Source organism: Pedobacter sp. AC402 (genome assembly GCF_979252805.1).
In genome coordinates this window covers 121,083-138,734 of sequence record NZ_CEEDAI010000006.1, presented here as the reverse complement: position 1 = coordinate 138,734, position 17,652 = coordinate 121,083, and the positions used below count along the sequence as shown (strand labels likewise).

Here is a 17,652-nt window from a genome sequence, read left to right as displayed (position 1 = left end):
TGCGATTTTGATCTGTTATTCAATACCAAACTTCAAAAAATAAAAAAAAACTGTCTGCCTTACCATTAGGCAGTTACCCGGCTACCTGTTATTAATAACCTTAAAAAAACCGAAACCATAATATTTAACTAACCAGGAAATGAAAAAAACATTATTATTCAGCTTTACGCTTGCGTTTTTGGCATTGAGGCAGCCTTGCACAACAAAAAGAGACAAAGGTAGAACAGGGGAAATTTAAACCTACTGACGAATCTTTAAAACAGTATAAGTATCCGGAATGGTTCCGTGATGCGAAATTCGGAATATGGTCTCATTGGGGCCCGCAGGCAGTTCCGAGGCGGGGAGATTGGTATGCAAGAAATATGTATATACAGGGCAGCGATCAAAATAAGTACCATGTGGCCACTTATGGTACGCCTTCCAAGTTTGGTTATAAAGATATTATTCCATTATGGAAAGCAGAAAAATGGAATCCTGATCAATTGATGGCACTTTATAAAAAAGCCGGCGCAAAATATTTTGTATCCATGGGCTCCCATCATGATAATTTCTTTTTATGGAACTCAAAAATCCATAAGTGGAATTCGGTAAATATGGGGCCACATAAAGATGTTGTAGGATTATGGCAAAAAGCTGCTCAAAAAGAAGGTCTTCGCTTTGGTGTTTCCGAGCACCTTGCGGCTAGTTTTAACTGGTTTCAGGCCAGTCATGGTGCAGATAAAGATGGCCAGTTTGCGGGTGTTCCTTATGATGGGCGTAATCCTCAGTATGCCGACCTTTATCATTTGCCTGCCGATTCCAGCAATGTTCAGGAATGGCTCACAAACAATGCTGGCTGGCACAAAAAATGGTTGGAAAATGTAACCGAACTCATTGATTTGTATCATCCTGATTTGCTTTACTCAGATAGTAAACTTCCTTTTGAAGATACCGGAAGAAATATGTTAGCGCATTTTTACAACCAGGATATCGCAAAAAATAAAGGTAAACTCGAAGCTGTTTATACCCCTAAAGAACCTTCAGAAGGTAAGTGGGCACAAGATGTAGAACGTGGTGTGTTGGATTCTATCAGCGAGTTTCCATGGCAAACAGATACTTCCATTGGAGATTGGTATTACCGAACAGGGCAACGTTACAGAAGCGCAAATGAAATTGCCCAGTTACTGATTGATATTGTAAGCAAAAACGGTAATTTATTAATTAATGTGGTGCAAACCCCAGAGGGAGACCTCGAGCCGGATGTGGTAAAAATTGTAACTGAAATTGGCGAATGGACCAAACTAAACGGAGAAGGTATTTATGGTACAAGGCCATGGAAAATATATGGGGAAGGACCATCAACCATTAAATCCAATCAAAAGAAAGGGCGTTTTGGCGGCTTAACTGATACCCGCGAATACCTGTCCAGTGATATCAGGTACACCACCAAAAACGGCAACCTATTTGCTTTTTGCTTAAATATTCCTCAGGGAGAGATTAGGATGAATTTACTTGGAGCAAAATCCAAATACCTGGATCGTGCTATTGCCTCTGTTAGCCTGCTTGGCAGCAATAAAAAGTTAAAATGGGTGCAAGAGGATGATGCGCTTGTGATTATCAAACCAGCAGATTATCCAGCGTGGCAGGTAACAGGTTTCAAAATTGAATTTAAAAAATAGGTGTAATAACCATAATCTCTTTCCAAACAAATGAAAACCAAAAACATCGGTGTGGCGGTAATACTAATTACCTCCCTATTTTTTCTATGGGGTTTTGCCCATAACCTCGACCCAATATTAATACCGCATTTAAAACGCTCTTTTACCCTCACAACCGTTCAGGCAACCCTTGTAGATTCGGCTGTTTTTATTGCTTATTTCATTATGGCACTGCCAGCGGGTATAATCATGAAAAAATATGGCTATAAAACAGGAATCATTATCGGGTTGCTGATCTTTTCTACAGGGTGTTATCTTTTTTTGCCAGCTGCCGCCGTACAGTCGTATACATTTTTTTTAATGGCACTTTTTATTATCGCCTGTGGCCTTACTATATTGGAAACAGCAGCAAATCCATACATTTCTTTAGTTGGGCCACCAGAAACTTCTACTTTCAGGTTAAACCTGGCACAGTCATTCAATGGTTTAGCTGCTTCATTGGCACCAATTATTGGGGGTAAACTGATTTTACTTAAAGGTGTTCCAGATAGCGAACTTGCAAAAATGACTCCTGCTTTAAAAGCATCAACACTGGCCTCAGAGGCAGCTTCTGTTCAAGTTCCGTATTTTGTACTCGGCAGTATTCTCTTAATTCTGGCTATTGTTTTCTTTTTCATTAAACTGCCGGATATCCGCACAAAAGTGGAAGGAACTGCCCAAAAAAGTTTCTGGAGCGTGTTTAGGCATAGCCAGTTATCGTGGGGAATTGTGGCGCAGTTTTTTTATGTAGGTGCACAAGTTTCTGTTTTTAGTCTATTTATCCTTTATGCTACAAAATCTGCAGGTATTTCCGAAGAAAAAGCCACCTATTACCTGGGTATCTGTGGTTTTGCCTTTTTAACAGGCAGATTTTTCACCACTTTCTTAATGCGCTTTTTCCGGGCCCATAACCTGCTGGCCATTTACGCTTTTGTTAGTTTACTGTTGTGCGAAGTGGCCATTATAGGCACTGGCATGGTAACCATATATGCGGTAATAGCCATCTGCTTTTTTATGTCGGTAATGTTCCCAACCATATTTTCTTTGGGTATAAAAGGGCTCGAATCCGATACTGAATTAGGCAGCAGTCTTATCATTATGTCGATAGTAGGAGGGGCCGTTCTGCCAAGAATTTTCGGGTATTTAAGTGATGAAACCGGAAATATACAAAACGGCTATTACGTACCTATGGTATGTTTTGCGGTTATCGTGCTATTTGGCTTAAAAGGGCACAGGAGTAAAGGAAAAAGTGCAATTAACGAACCCTCACAAATTTTATAAAAAATGAAAAGATATTGTTTAGCACTTGATCTGATCGATGATCCTGATCTGATTGCAGAATATGAAGCCTACCACGTCAATGGTTGGCCTGAAATTAAGGAAAGTATTATAAGTGCAGGGATTATTGATATGGAAATATACCGCATTTCCAACAGGCTTTTTATGATAATGGAAGTTGGAGAAGATTTTAGTTTTGAAGGAAAAGCCGCCATGGATGCAGCAAATCCAAAGGTACAGGAATGGGAAGCACTGATGTGGAAATATCAGCAGGCACTGCCACTGGCCAGGCCCGGTGAAAAATGGCTGTTGATGAAAAATATTTTTCAATTAAAAAGTGAGGTGTTATGAAACAGCAAAACGGGCAAACTAATAACAGGCAGGGTGATTGCATTTTACCAGCTGTTATTTTCGGAACCAGCAGTTTAGGGAACCTTTACCAGGCAATTGCTGATGAGGTTAAGTTGGAAATTGTGGAGCAATGTGTAAAATCATCAGCACCATTAACAGTTTTTGATACCGCCGGGAAATATGGCGCAGGTTTGGCTTTGGAATCGCTGGGTAAATGCCTTGCTAAATTAAAAGTCGATCCCGAAAAGGTAATCATCAGCAATAAGCTAGGTTGGTACAGGATGCCGCTTGTAACCCCCGAGCCAACTTTCGAGCCCGGTATCTGGAAAAATATTCAACACGATGCTGTACAAATAATTAGTTATGAGGGCATTATGAAATGCTTTGAACAGGGAAATAGTTTATTGGGAGATTATAGTGCCCAAATGGTATCGGTACATGATCCTGATGAATACCTGTTTACAGGCAATAATGAGGCAGAATACAAAGAAAGATATCAACACATTTTAGGTGCTTACAGGGCCCTGGCTGAATTGAAAGATGAAGGACTGGTAACCTCGGTAGGCGTAGGTGCAAAAGATTGGAAAGTAATCGAAATGATTGCCAGGGATGTTGATCTGGATTGGGTTATGATTGCGAATAGTTTAACAGTTAAGTCGCATCCAAAAGCTTTGATAAAATTCGTAGAAAATTTAGGTAAGAAAAACATAAAAGTGATTAATTCTGCTGTTTTTAATGGTGGGTTTTTAACCGGTGGTGATTTTTATAACTATCAAAAGGTTGATTACGAAAGCGTTGCAGGTAGAACATTGCTGAACTGGAGGAAAGATTTTTTTTATGTATGCAATAAGTTTGATGTGCTGCCGGCAGAAGCCTGTTTTAATTTTTCATACCGTTTCCCCGGTGTGGCCAGTATTGCATTAAATACCACCAGGCCCGATAAAGTAGCGGTGAATGTTGCACTTGCATCAAAAGCCCTTCCTGCTGAATTCTGGTATGAAATGGAAAACCTTGGATTAATTGAACTTCAAATTTTAAACCTTTAATGAAAGCACTGATCTGTAAATCCCCGGGTGAATTTAACTATGTAGAAAAAGATTTACCTGCTGTAAAAGAAAATAATGTGCTGCTTAAAATGAAGAGGCTAGGAATCTGTGGTACGGATTATCATGCTTTTGAAGGTACACAGCCCTTTTTTGCCTATCCTAGGATATTAGGGCACGAAATTGCGGCAGAAGTTGTTGAAACTGCAAGTCAAAATAATTTTAAGCCAGGTGATCTGGTTACCATCAGTCCATATTTTTCATGTGGCCATTGTATTGCCTGCCGAAATGGTAAATCAAACTGTTGCGTAAATATAAAAGTTTTCGGCGTACATATTGATGGTGCCATGCAGGAGTATATTTCAGTTCCGGCTGATGCTGTTGTGGCCGGGCAAGGCCTTTCTGTTGATGAACTTGCACTCGTTGAGCCTTTGGCTATTGGTGCACATGGTGTTGGCCTCGCCGATACTAAGAAAGAAGAAACCGTACTTATTATTGGTGCCGGACCAATCGGCTTGGGAACAATTGCATTTGCAAAAATTGCGGGTGCCAGGGTTATTGTTGCTGATGTAAATGATAACAGATTGGCTTTTTGCAGTGATCAACTGGGCGTTGAACATGTAATTAATCCCATTAAAATAGATGTATTTGCCCGGCTCAAAGAAATTTCAAATGGCGATATGGCCACCGTGGTAATCGATTGTACGGGCAATTTAAATGCAATTAATGGCAGTTTCAGGTTTTTAGCGCATGGTGGCAAGTTTATTATGATAGGCCTTCAAAAAGGAACAATTGAGGTTGTACATCCAGAATTTCATAAAAGGGAAGCCATGCTGATGAGCAGCAGGAATGCATTGCCTAAAGATTTTGCCCATGTAATAGATTGCATTAAACAAGGACTGGTTAAACCTTTGGATTTTATTTCCCATAGGCTTAATCTGAATGCGGTTAAGGATCAATTTAGTCAGTTGGCAGGAGATCATTCGGTAATAAAAGCACTGATTGATTTTGATTAAGCAATAATTTTAAAGCGGAAAGTTCTGGGAATCCTTTTACTTTCCGCTTCTGTTCATTTCTTTTAATTTCCCGTTCCGGTATCTAGTAATTTTATTTACTATTATGAAAGTGCAAGGCAAACTCCATCCAAAATGCCTGATTTTTCATAATAAGCTATACTTAATATCGTTAAAATCGACAGCTAAATAGTTTTTCTGAAATAATACATCCCTTATTTGATGTATTATTAATGAGGGCAATTGTTACTGCTGCTTTCTTAATGAATCTTTTGCTCTTTTTTTGAAAAATCCACGGAGCAGAAAATTGCTTTGTACTGCTTCCAGGTCTTCATCTAATTTTTTGCTGCTTTTTTCGAGGTTTAACATAATTGTTCTAACCTGCTCTGCAGTTTTCTGATCGTTTAACAAAAGCCCTGCGGCGTTATCAGATGTTTTTAGTTTTGCAGAGGCAGCGTCAAGATTTGCTGCTAAACTTGAAGCCGATTCAACCGATTTTTGTAGAGTGGCAGCAGAACGTTCCAGCTTTTTAAACACAGCAGTATCCGTCAGCATTTTATCCATGAGTCCATTTTTAGTATTTAGTGTTCTTCCAAAACGGCCAAGGAGTTCGGCACTTTGCGCTGTTGCTATGGAAGTTTTATTAAGGTTTGCAACCATCGATTTAAAGTTTTTGGCAAGTTCTTCATCCGATAATAAAGCTCCGGCAGCACCTTTTCCATCAATCAGATTTCTGGACAGTATTTTAAAGTCGCCAGTAACATCAACCAGGTTTTTGTTGTTCACCTGTAAGGTTTTCATAATATCATCGGTAGAAAGTGCAGAATTAACTTTTAGCATGTCACCATCTTCAACAAAAGGGAATTTTGGGTTTCCTCCGGTAATTACTACAATTTTATTTCCAATCAGTCCATCTGCACCAATGCTCGCGCCAGCATCTTTATGTATGTATTTATGAATATCTTCCTCCACACTTAGGTATACCTTTACCTGTGAAGTGCCAAAAAATTCAATTTTCTTAATTGTACCTATTTTTACCCCCGAAAACCAAACATTATTGCCTTTTTTTAGTCCCTGTATATCGTTAAAAACAACAGTTAGGGTAAAACTTTTAACAAAAGTTTTTTTCTGGCTGCCCAGGGTAAATATTCCCAATACAAAAATCAGGATGCCAATAGCGATGAAAATTCCTACTGTTACTTTTTTTCTGTTTTCATTCATGGTTATTGTATAAAGTTGTAATCAAAAAATGGTTGTGCCTGCTGATCTCCCGAATTAAAAACCTGCTCAAAAGAACCCTGTCTTTCAAAATTCCGTTCAATTAACATGGCTACCCTGTTGCCAACTTCTTTGGCACAGGTAAGATCGTGGGTAATAATAATTGCGCTGGTATGGTAACGTTCCTGAACATCGTTAATGAGTTTATTAATCTCACGTGAGGTTATCGGGTCTAGGCCGGCAGTAGGTTCATCATAAAGCATAATTTCAGGTCTTAAAATTAATGTCCGTGCAATGCCTATGCGTTTCCGCTGTCCGCCAGAAAGTTCAGAAGGCATTTGGTTAATGGTTTGCGAAAGTCCTACAGCATCCAGCATTTCCTCTACAGAATTATTTACTTCCTGTTTGCTTAGGTCTTTCCGGTTGCGTACCAAAGGAAATTCAAGGTTTTCTCTAACGGTCATACTATCATAAAGGGCACTGTTCTGGAAAGAAAAGCCAACCCTTAGTCTGAGTGCCAAAAGTTCTTTATAAGAAATTTCATCCACTACCTGGTTCAGCACACTCACCAGTCCCGAATCGGGTTTAAGCAAGCCGATAATAATTTTAATCAATACTGATTTACCCGTTCCGGATTTACCCAAAACCACCAGGTTTTCACCTTTGTATACATCGAGTGAAGCATTTTCGAGTACAGTATAGCTGCCAAAGGATTTGTTTAGCCCTTTAATTTCAATAACCTTTTCTACACTTTCATCTGTAAACTGTTTTTCTTTCATAAATGCGGGCTTATGTATTAAATAAACTAAAAATTTGCACGCATACTACTTCCTCAACAAAGATTAGAAACATGGCGGTAACCACCGAAGAATTGGCTGCTTTACCTACACCTTCGGTACCTTTAGAAGAATGATAGCCCTGGTAACAACCTACAATGGCTATTGTGAAGCCAAAAAGTATAGCTTTAACCGTTGAGGCAATAATATCAAGATAAGTAATGCTTTCGAGTGCACTTTGAAAAAATGTAGTTGCACTTGTTCCTTCATTTACCGAAACATTAAGCAGCGCACCTAACATACCCACCATTGCGGTGTAAAAAGTGAGGATAGGCATGGTAATCGTAGCTGCCAAAACACGTGTACTCACCAAAAACTTAAATGGATTGGTTGCAGAAACTTCCATCGCATCAATCTGTTCGCTCACCTTCATCGAACCCAGTTCGGCCCCAATGCTAGAACCTACCTTTCCTGCAGCAATTAACCCGGTAAGGAGTGGAGCAAGTGTTCGCAGTAAGGCTATACCAACCAACGAAGGTAGCCATGAGGTTGCGCCAAACTCTGAAAGTGATGGCCTTGATTGTTTTGTAAATACCAGGCCGGTAATGAAGCCGGTTGTAGAAATAAGCAAGGCAGAGCGGTAACCAATTTCATAACATTGCCTTACCAGTTCTTTCAGCTCGTAGGGTGGAAGAAAGGCTTCCCTGAAAAAACGGCCAATGAATTTAAAAACTTCATAAAGGGAAATGAACCAAGCTGCAAACCGCCCGACAGGTTTCAGCTCGTTGTGATTGGCATTTAGCTCTTTTTCTGTTGCCATTGTTTTTCGGTTCGTATTTTCATTGCTTCAATCAATATTTTGTGTGCTTTTTTATTAAATTTTTATGCTAAACCGATAGGTAAAAGCTTAGTATCTTAAGCTATACAGAAAAGTGTGCAAATTGTTTGGTTTTAAACCTGTTAGTTTTGTTTAAATCTTTAAAAATCTGCTTTTAGCCCACGAATGTGAAAGCTTTCGCTATGTTTCAGGATTGTTAGGTGGATGTTTAAGGAGATTGTTGTGATGATGTTTAAGGCGATTGTTGTGCTGAATTTGAAGCAATCTTTTTAGCAGTGTATCTAAACAGGGTCGTCATTCCTGTGCATGCGGGAATCGTAATGCTTTCGCTCCGCTCGGGCTTGCCTCGGTTAGCCACCGAAGGACTCTTACCTTTTTCTTGATAAAAAGGTAACCAAAAATCAAGGCTTGGAACTGATGTCGGATAAATTCGTTAAAGCTTTTTGGTCGTCAGCACAAGTTCCGCCGAAGGGGGCGGAAAGTGTGTGCTGCCTCAATTCTGTGATAGAGGAAAAGGTATTGATAAAGCTTTAACGTTTTCTCCTTCCATCATTTCCTATGCCGGATTGCAGGGAGGAGATAGCGAGGTGCAAATAACCAATTTGTTGAGAAACTCCTCCGGATGTTATATTCTTAGGTCCGCTGAGGGAACGCATAAAGTCGTCATCTCGACCGCAGTGGAGAGATCTTTGGATTTGCTATCAACATAAATCCTTAATTACGAGGCTGGGGAAGAGCGAGCCGAAGCAATCTTTGTAATTGTATTTAACACGGTCGTCATTCTCGCGCATGCGGGAATCTTAAAGCATTGGCTATGTTCTATAAAATATTTAACCTCTATCCTAAGATTTCGCCTCCACAATCTTAAAACTTTAGCTGCCAGCGAGCACTTTAATATTGCTTCGTGCCCCGCAATAACGGCCGCTTTAATCAAGCCTTTCAATGGTAGCGTAGTCGAAGAACTATTATTTTTTTCTTGGCTGATCTTCAAGGTAGAAAATCATTTTGCCTCCATTGGTAAGTATTTGATGAGTAACCTGATTTTTATCGAAAGTTTTGCCGTTTATTTCAATTTTTCCTATATATATAGACTTATCACTCTTTTTTAACGCCTCAATGGTTAATTTCCTACCATTATTGAATGATATTATAGCATTTTTGAATAAAGGACTGGTTAACTGGTAATTTGCTGAAACAGGATCAACAGGGTAAAATCCCAGTGCTGCAAATACATACCAGGCCGACATCTGCCCCGCATCATCATTTCCGCTTAATCCGCCAGCACCATCGCTATATTCTTCGGCTAAAATGCGCGAAACCTGCAATTGTGTTTTCCATGGCGAAGAGGTGTAATTATATAAAAAAGGAATCTGATGGCCAGGCTCGTTTCCATGCCAATATTCTTTTTTATCAAAGAGCGAATCGAGTTCATTTTCCAGCTTTTTACTCCCGCCCATTAATTTAATTAAGCCGGGCATATCATGCGGAACATAAAAAGTATATTGCCTAGGTGTTCCTTCTGTAATATAAGGCTCGCGGTGATCGGGATAGAAAGGCGCATACCACCCGCCATCAGCATATCGTCCGCAAACCATTCCAACCTTCTGATTAAACACATTCTGGTAATTGAGTGATCGTTTCGCGAGTTGGAGGTAATCGCTTTTTTTGCCTAAATCTTTCGCAATAGTCGATAATGCATAATCATCGTAGGCATATTCCAAAGTTCTGCTTACTTGCTCTTTTTTATGAAAGGCATTCGGAATACTATCTTCCATCGGGATATAACCATATTTTAAATAGCTATTTATCCCTCTTCTGCCTTTTCCATTCAAATAATCAGCAGAATCGGGCATGTTAAAAGCATTTTGCCTCATTAAGCGGTAAGCTTTCTGAATATTATAATTGCGGATGCCTTTATTGTATGCTGAAGCAATAAATGCAGTGGCATGATCGCCAATCATTGCCGCGGTATAGCTGTTCCAGCAGGGAAATATAGGCATCCAACCACCTTGTTGCCCTTTAAGTACCATGGAGTTTACTAAACTATTTGCTAAATCTGGTTTTAGTAACTCAATTAACGGCAATTGCGCACGGTAGATGTCCCACATGGAAAAATCATCATAATAATTGCCCTCTTTAATGGAATTGTTCTGGTATTTTGCAGCAAATTGTGGATATTTTCCATCAACATCATTGTATAAACGCGGGTGTTGCATGGCGTGATAGAGCGCGGTATAAAATATTTTTTTGCCTTTTTCATTGTCGTCAGAAATACGTACCTGTGACAAGGATTTTTCCCAACTCTGATTGGTTTGTGCCAAAACAGCATCAAAACTTTCATTTTTTATTTCCTGCTCCAGGTTAGCTTTAGCAGCGGCGATGCTTGTGAACGAAGTACCTGAATAAATGAGTAATTGTTCGCCTTTTTGAAGTTTAAAACCTGCATAAGCTCCAATATCATTTTTATTACTGATGTTTTGCTGGTTGAAGATATTACCCTCAGCGTAAACCCCTGCAGATGTAAATGTTTTTTTTATGCGGATGAAAAAATAACCACTAAAACCTGCCGGTTCTCCCCATCCCTGATAAATGCGGTGCACAGGATTGTAGCCCGAAATCTCACCTTTTTTTGCATCAACCTGGATAAAGCCCTTGTTTTGATCGCTGTTTGGACTCACTAAAATATAAACGCTATCTGTTTTTAAGGCCGTAATACGCATCACTCCACATCGTAAGCTGGCCGTAAGTTCGGTAAGCAATTGTTGCCTTGGTAGTTGCAGTTTGTAGTAGGATGGGGTAGCCACTTCGTTTTCATGAACATAATCTTCGGCGTATTGTGTAGCGTTGGTTTTAAGTTGACCAGAAATGGGCATAATGGTAAAACTTCCATAATCCTGAGTGCAGGATCCACTTATCCAATGGGTTGCGCGAAAACCGTAAAATTTTTTGTTGTTGTAGTAATAGGGGGCAAGACATTTTTTTTCGGTGAGCTGGGTTTGGGGCGTCCACTGTGTCATACTAAAGGGTGGTGCAACAGCTGGAATGGTATTGGCGAGGCGTTCGGTTTTATCTTCAACATGCTGACTGGCCAGCGTAGTGCTGGCCGATGTACCTGAAAAAGGCTGCACATAAGGAATTAAGCTTTTTTGCTGCGCATTTATGGTATTAATGGCCCCAGTGGTAAAAAAGACCATTAAACACACAAAAATTCTCGCTGTATTTTTATGTTTTTGAGCTTTATATTTTATATCAGTTAACAACATATGGAAATGTGAATATAAACTTTTGTTATTGAAGCACCTTTACTGATTCTTTATCATTAAGGGGTAATTTGATGTTTTTTATGGAAACCTTTTCCGTTTTTTTCAGAATCACCTGGTGGCGGTTTTCTCCTTTTTCAACCTGTAAATTATCAAGATTGATTGAGGTAACATCATCGAAAATTACTGCTGGTCTGAAATCTGTTGTTTTATAGTTCAGTTTAATGTTTTTAAAGGAGATGCCTTTGGCGTGGCGAATGTAAAAACCCCAGGCCGGCAACTCACCAAACATGGTAAATTCAGGGTATCCGGCTTCATTTTCCACTACACTATCCAGTTGATCAATAGGAATATTGGCTGTTTTTTCTGAAGCACCACCGCCGTAAGTAATTTCAATATCTTCGAGCACTATATCTTCTACCAGATGGCCTGGAATTCCTGTAATGGAAGCGGGCAGCAAATTGTGCGGCGGTACTTTAGGCAATGGCCCTTCAAGCGGGTAACCTGCATCAGGCTTAACATCCGGAATATCTGCCTTTACTTTCGCAATGCGGACATTTTTAATGCTGCTATACTGGCTGGTTTTATTCCGATGGCCTAAACGGATAAAAATAGCGTTTCCTGTGTATTTTGCTGTAACGCCTTCAATATCTACATTATCGATAAAACCACCATCAACAGCTTCGAGCGCAATGGCCGAACGGTAGGTATTGTAAACGGTAATATTTCTTACTTTTATATTTTTAAAGCCTCCATAGGAACCTGTTCCGAGTTTAAAACCACTGGCACTGGAGCGGATGGTACAATTTGATACCGATACATTTTCGCAAATACCTGGGCTTCCTTCTGATTTTAAGCAAATGCCATCATCAGCCGCATCGATATTGCAATTGGTGATGTTTACGTTTTTGCTGTTTACAATATCAATACCATCATTATTCCAATAAGCGGTACTTTCTACGGTAACACTATCTATATTGAGGCGGTTGCAGTTTACAAAATCCTGCACCCAGCCCGCACTGTTTTTTAGGGTTACATTTTTTACGGTTATATCTTCACAATTGGAAAAAGCGATTAACCTGGGGCGGTTATTTTCTGATGGCCTCTTTATTTTCCAGGTTTCATCCTCCAGTAGGCCCTGGTGCAGGCACAATAACAGGTTTTTTACCACTTCGGCACCACGACCATTAATCGTTCCTTTGCCTGTTATGGCAATATTGTGTTGTGCTTTGGCCGAAATAAGTGCCTTTGCATTGTTTTTACCATAATCTAACCGGTTGGTACTGCCTAAAAGTTCTGCACCTTCGGAAAGATAAAGTGCTACGTTCGATTTCATTTCAATTGGCCCGGTAACAAACTGCCCTGAAGGGATAAATACACGTCCTCCTGCCTTTGCAGCTGCATTTATGGTTTGCTGAATGGCTTTGCTATTTGAGAATTGCAGACCTGCTTTTGCACCAAAATCAACAATGTTGAATGATTTGTTTTGTGCTTCTGCATTTGAAAAAAACACTGATAAAATAAATAAACAGGGAAGGATTTTCATAATTGTGTTTCATTTTTTTATTGATAGGCTTTTTGCATTAGGCTACGGTACTTTTTGTGCATTAAAATGGCTGTTGTAACCGGGTTACCTTCAGTTTTTGTTGAATAATCTTTTCTCTGGTTTACCCATTTCCATTCCCATTTGCTTACTTCTTCATTAAACTGTTTAATTTCGATTGCCTTTTGCTGATTAATTGCCGTTGTTGCATATTTGAAAAAAAGTTCCCATCTGGGTTTATAAAAATCACTTAATAAACCGCTCCATTGCCTGCAGGCATATTCATTTAACGGACTTTTCTCATCACCCCATAAAGTGATCAAATCTTTGGCATTCATTTCGTAAAGTGCTTTTTCTGCCGGGTTGTTTCCCCAGGCTCTGGCTTGATTTATCCATGGGCCTAGCAAAAAATCTTTTCGGGTAGCCAATAACCTGTCCAAATCATCAATCAGTTGTATAAATTTTAAACTTTCTGTTTTAAAAGCAGCCATATCATTTTTTTGGTAGGCCGTTACAAAATTGCGCTGTAAATGCAGGGCATAATTTGCCATAGTTTGCCGGGTTATATCCACCACATCGTATTGAAATCCATCGCTATTTAGGCAAGCTGGAGCAGCTTTTATCAACTCATCCCAGGCGGGCAGCAAGTCGCGTTCGTTGTAATTTAATGTTGTTTTTGCCCAACGGGTAAGTGAATCAAGCGTTGGGCGGGCCTGGATGATTGATTCTGCACCATCTCTGATGTATTTATCGGCCGGTACATTGTAAACTGTTTTTCTTAATATCTGCCAGGCTTTTTGTGCATTGATATTATTATTGCCATATCGGTTTACTACAAAATTGGGTAACCATGTTTTTAAATCTATCGGTTTCGATTGCCAAACATTGGCCATCATCAGTTCATATAAAACCGGATTTTGTTCAATTCCTTCCATGGTGAGGCCAATTCCTTTCATTTTACCACTTTGTGGATCATTTAAAGCTTCGGCAGGTGCATTTGCCACTACATCCATCCGGCCAAATAGATTAGTATTTCCGCCAAAATTGTGCAACATGTTCCAAATCCAGGGTTTACCATAAAAACCTGAAGTTCGTTTCCAAACGGGTTCAATTTCAGTGGCTAAATCCAGTAGTATCATTTTATCATCGGGTACGGCTTTTAAAAGGGCTTCTGTTTGAGGTGCTTTCCAAAATTTTCGATCACTGTAAAATAACCAGCCTTGCATTACCCAAATTGCTTTTGGATCTGCCTGACTCATGCCATCGTATATTCTTGCGCTTAATTTACCTAAAAAGTCGGGCTCAGCAGATGGTGGTTCGTTTTCGTTAAAGGTATCGGCAGAGTAAAGGTGATCGGTACCGAGCAATGCCGTTTGTTTTTGAAGAAATTTTTTACCTATTGCGGCAAACATTGGATCTTCAGAATCGAGGATATAAGTATCTGCGAAACCGTTTGTCCAGTTGGTGGCTTTTAGTTTTGCAGTGGGAAATTTATTTTTAAATGCCGCCGGTACATGTCCGGTAAATGCCGGTAGTACGGGTTTCATGCCCATTGAACGCTGTCTGGCTAAAATTTTCTTTTGCAATTCGAAGTGGCTTTTCATCCATGTGAGCGGGAGTGGTCCGCCCCAACCATCAATATTGCCCATCCAAAACCAAGAAAAATAAGCCGGACCTGTAAAAAAATCCTTTAGGTCGTTATCAGAAAAGCCCATTTCTTTATACACCAAATACCAGGTATACTCTTCTCCGGTAATGGCTAAAGGCATATTAATGCCATGGAGTGCCATCCAGTCTATTTCTTTTTCCCAACGGGGCCAGTCCCACCAGCTCATGCTATAATTAAAAGTGCAATAATTAAGGTAATAGCGGTATTCGTAAGGCGTAGATTTTCTGATTTTGTCTTTTACAACTGGTAAATTTTGGGGTAAATTTAGGTTTGTACCGTTCCAGGTTACCTGGCAATGGGCGTATTCGGTTAAATAGTAGTAAAATGCCGAAGCAATAGCCACACCACTGCTTCCACGTAATATAATGGTATTTTTTTTGCTTTCAATTTCAAAAACATCCAAACCTTTTTCCGCAGCTATACTTTGTGTTTCAAAAGCCTGGTATTTATTGGGTAAAACTCGTTTAATGAGTTCGTTTGAGGCTTTAAGGTAATCTTGTGCACCTGCTTTAGCACATAATAAGGTTAAAAGTGATGCGAAAAGGAATATTTTGAATTTCATCTGGTTATTTTGTTTGTTTCGATATTCAGCGTTAGGATTTAGCGTAAAATATATCATCTTTCATTATCCCGGCTAAGTTTCAGATTTTTCTTGCATTGCTTAAACCTTTAAAAACCATTTTCTATCATAAAGGAATTTTAATTGGGCTAGTTGAATAAGGAGAACGCCAAACCATAAACCCGCCTGTTGCCAAGCCAAAGGAATGTATGTGATCAGCCCGCCAAAAATAAACTGTGAGCTAGATTCGAAATTGAACAGGCCATGGGCACAAACGTAAATTAAAATCGAGTTTGTACCTATCCAAATAAATGGCATGCTCCATTTTTGAAAGCCCTTAACATCGATAATAAAGTAAAATAGGGCAAATAAAACCATACTTAAACCGCCAGCCACTAACACGAAAGAACTGGTCCACATGTTTTTATTGATTGGGAAAGCCGGATGCCACATGATGCCTAGCAGAACAAGTGTTAGGCCTGCCAATAGCAGGTAAAATGTCTTTTTTATGGGTAAAAGGTGGTTGTTTTTTGCGTTTAAGAATGATCCTGTAAACACACCGAGTAGTGCTGATGCAATGGCCGGAATGGTGCTCAATAAGCCTTCAGGATCGTAAACCACGCGGTGAAGTTTTCCTGGTAACCATAATCGGTCTACATAAGCAGCCAGATTACCTTCGGGCGTTAAAATACCTTTGCCAAAGCCAGGTACTGGTATGGTAATCATTAAAATATAATATCCGATTAAAATTCCGGCAAACCACAATATCTGTTTCTTTTGCGAAGTGTTGAGGTAAATTAATGCGGCGAAAAATGTAGATAAGGCGATTCGGGCAAGCACGCTGGCAAAACGGGTGTTTGTGTATCCATGGCCCTGCAATAAGCCATTCACCACCATGCCAAGCATGATTAAAATCAATGTTCGTTTAATCAGTGCATAATAAATTCCTTTTGCAGCGGTTTTTTTATTGTTACCGGAGTTTAAATATTTTTCATATGAAAAAGGCATAGAGACACCTGAAATAAAGATGAAAAGTGGAAAAATAAGATCATAAAAGGTAAAACCATTCCAAACTGTGTGGTGCAGCTGATTGCTGATGCCTACCAAAATCCGTTCAAAAAATGACAGGCTGTTATTGGTGGCGATTATCCAGTTGCTGGGGTTTCTGGTTAAAGCGTGATCGACCATTACACCATTGGCCAATCCATGGAAAATGCCTTCTCCACTGATGATCCAAAACATGTCAAAACCGCGTAAAGCATCTAATGAAAGAAGCCTTTTCTTTTTTGGAAGCAGATTTTGTTGTACTGGTTCGGTATTGGTCATAATATTTATTAAAATCTAATGATCGGCAATGTTAACTTCTTTCCTCAACATTGTTAAAGGAGGGAAACAGTAATTATTTTTTAAGTACCGTATTATAGATGATTTCTCCTTCATCGTTAATGGTTTGTACTCTGATTAAATCTTTACTTACCGAAAAGAGCATAAAGCCATATACAGAGGCTACCATTTGTGCATCATCAATGAGTTTTACAGGCGTTTTTTCTGAAGCTGCTCCTGAAATAAAATGATGCGTTTTTCCGGCGGGCTTAATGTATTGCAAGCTGTGTTCGTGCCCGGTAAGGTATACATCTACGCCACAACGATCGAACAGTGATTTAAGTGAATTGCGGATTGCTTTTGTATCATATCCATCTGTACGGCTGCCCCCGGTATACATGGGATGATGGCCCACAACAATTTTCCATCGGATACTTGGATCGGGATCACTTAATGTTTTAATGAGCCAGCGCTTTTGTTGGGTGGTATCCTGGCCTTTTACATTGGGGCCATACTCTGCGTTTTTGTAAAATTCGGGGATCAATGGGTTGGTATCAATAAAAGCAATGAGAACCTGATTGTTGGGATCGCCATTGATGGGAAATTTTTTTGCATAATAGCGTGAAGGCATTTTCCACCTTCTGCTGATTTTAGAATAGGCAACCTGTGCATCTGGATTGGATTTATAATCGTGGTTGCCCAATACCGGATACCAATCCCACTGCAAAGAAAATGCAGTATAAATATCTTCAAATGAATATTTAAAAAGCGGGTCGTGCTCACTGATTACGCCGCTTGGGTAAAAGTTATCTCCGGTAGAAATGATAAACTGCGCTTTTACATCGGCTGCGGTTACTCCCATTTGCTGGGCTACCTGTTTTTGGTGGTCGGCACCGTTACGGCCCCAATCGCCCATGGCAATAAAGTTAAGCGATGAAGCTTCTTTGGTTAATATTTTTGTTGGGGGAGTGGCTTCAGATGGTGTTTTTAGCAATACCTGAGCTTGTGAAAAGCAATAGTTAAATAGGAGAATGAATAAAAGTAAATGTTTCCTCATGGAAAATTGTTTAATGTTTTGGTAAATCATCGGTAAAAAGATGAAAAA

Annotated in this window: 13 protein-coding genes and 1 pseudogene; 6 read left to right on the top strand and 8 right to left on the bottom strand. The window is 39.6% G+C overall.

Features of this window, described 5'->3' with window-relative positions:
* Positions 1-209: 209 nt before the first annotated feature.
* The 6 genes and pseudogenes from AC0IWE_RS04910 to AC0IWE_RS04885 form a co-directional block, all read left to right on the top strand.
* Positions 210-1,280: pseudogene (locus AC0IWE_RS04910) on the top strand (alpha-L-fucosidase); the annotation flags it as partial.
* Complete coding sequence (locus AC0IWE_RS04905; RefSeq protein ID WP_471792408.1) at positions 1,263-1,658, top strand: alpha-L-fucosidase C-terminal domain-containing protein; 396 nt, start codon at positions 1,263-1,265, stop codon at positions 1,656-1,658. The pseudogene AC0IWE_RS04910 and the gene AC0IWE_RS04905, both read left to right, overlap by 18 nt.
* A 30-nt stretch (positions 1,659-1,688) precedes the next feature.
* Positions 1,689-2,957: an L-fucose:H+ symporter permease gene (gene fucP, locus AC0IWE_RS04900; RefSeq protein WP_471792166.1), complete on the top strand. Its 1,269-nt coding sequence runs from the start codon at positions 1,689-1,691 to the stop codon at positions 2,955-2,957.
* Positions 2,958-2,960: 3 nt separating this feature from the next.
* A complete protein-coding gene (locus AC0IWE_RS04895) occupies positions 2,961-3,305 on the top strand; it encodes an L-rhamnose mutarotase (protein ID WP_471792165.1) in 345 nt (114 codons plus the stop codon).
* On the top strand, positions 3,302-4,351 hold the full coding sequence (locus AC0IWE_RS04890; protein WP_471792164.1) for an aldo/keto reductase: 1,050 nt from the start codon (positions 3,302-3,304) through the stop codon (positions 4,349-4,351). The genes AC0IWE_RS04895 and AC0IWE_RS04890 overlap by 4 nt, the downstream gene beginning before the upstream one ends.
* The gene (locus tag AC0IWE_RS04885; protein WP_471792163.1) at positions 4,351-5,364 is read left to right on the top strand and encodes a zinc-binding alcohol dehydrogenase family protein; all 1,014 of its coding nucleotides are present in this window, start codon (positions 4,351-4,353) and stop codon (positions 5,362-5,364) included. Before AC0IWE_RS04890 ends, AC0IWE_RS04885 begins: the two co-directional genes overlap by 1 nt.
* A 243-nt stretch (positions 5,365-5,607) precedes the next feature.
* Here AC0IWE_RS04885 and AC0IWE_RS04880 read toward each other — a convergent pair whose 3' ends face one another.
* The 8 genes from AC0IWE_RS04880 to AC0IWE_RS04845 form a co-directional block, all read right to left on the bottom strand.
* Complete coding sequence (locus AC0IWE_RS04880) at positions 5,608-6,582, bottom strand: MlaD family protein (protein ID WP_463496046.1); 975 nt, start codon at positions 6,580-6,582, stop codon at positions 5,608-5,610.
* Positions 6,583-6,584: 2 nt separating this feature from the next.
* Entirely contained in the window at positions 6,585-7,358 is a 774-nt protein-coding gene (locus AC0IWE_RS04875) for an ABC transporter ATP-binding protein (protein WP_471792162.1), read from the bottom strand.
* A gap of 10 nt (positions 7,359-7,368) precedes the next feature.
* A complete protein-coding gene (locus AC0IWE_RS04870; protein WP_471792161.1) occupies positions 7,369-8,175 on the bottom strand; it encodes an MlaE family ABC transporter permease in 807 nt (268 codons plus the stop codon).
* Between the two features lie 983 nt (positions 8,176-9,158).
* Positions 9,159-11,396 carry a GH92 family glycosyl hydrolase gene (locus tag AC0IWE_RS04865; RefSeq protein ID WP_471792407.1) on the bottom strand — a complete coding sequence of 746 codons (2,238 nt, stop codon included), beginning with the start codon at positions 11,394-11,396 and terminating at the stop codon, positions 9,159-9,161.
* An 85-nt stretch (positions 11,397-11,481) separates the two neighbouring features.
* On the bottom strand, positions 11,482-12,999 hold the full coding sequence (locus AC0IWE_RS04860) for a glycoside hydrolase family 28 protein (RefSeq protein ID WP_471792160.1): 1,518 nt from the start codon (positions 12,997-12,999) through the stop codon (positions 11,482-11,484).
* Between the two features lie 17 nt (positions 13,000-13,016).
* Positions 13,017-15,227 carry an alpha-N-acetylglucosaminidase gene (locus AC0IWE_RS04855; RefSeq protein ID WP_471792159.1) on the bottom strand — a complete coding sequence of 737 codons (2,211 nt, stop codon included), beginning with the start codon at positions 15,225-15,227 and terminating at the stop codon, positions 13,017-13,019.
* A gap of 99 nt (positions 15,228-15,326) precedes the next feature.
* Positions 15,327-16,550 carry an acyltransferase family protein gene (locus AC0IWE_RS04850; protein ID WP_471792158.1) on the bottom strand — a complete coding sequence of 408 codons (1,224 nt, stop codon included), beginning with the start codon at positions 16,548-16,550 and terminating at the stop codon, positions 15,327-15,329.
* A 73-nt stretch (positions 16,551-16,623) separates the two neighbouring features.
* Complete coding sequence (locus AC0IWE_RS04845; RefSeq protein WP_471792157.1) at positions 16,624-17,604, bottom strand: metallophosphoesterase; 981 nt, start codon at positions 17,602-17,604, stop codon at positions 16,624-16,626.
* Positions 17,605-17,652 lie beyond the last annotated feature (48 nt).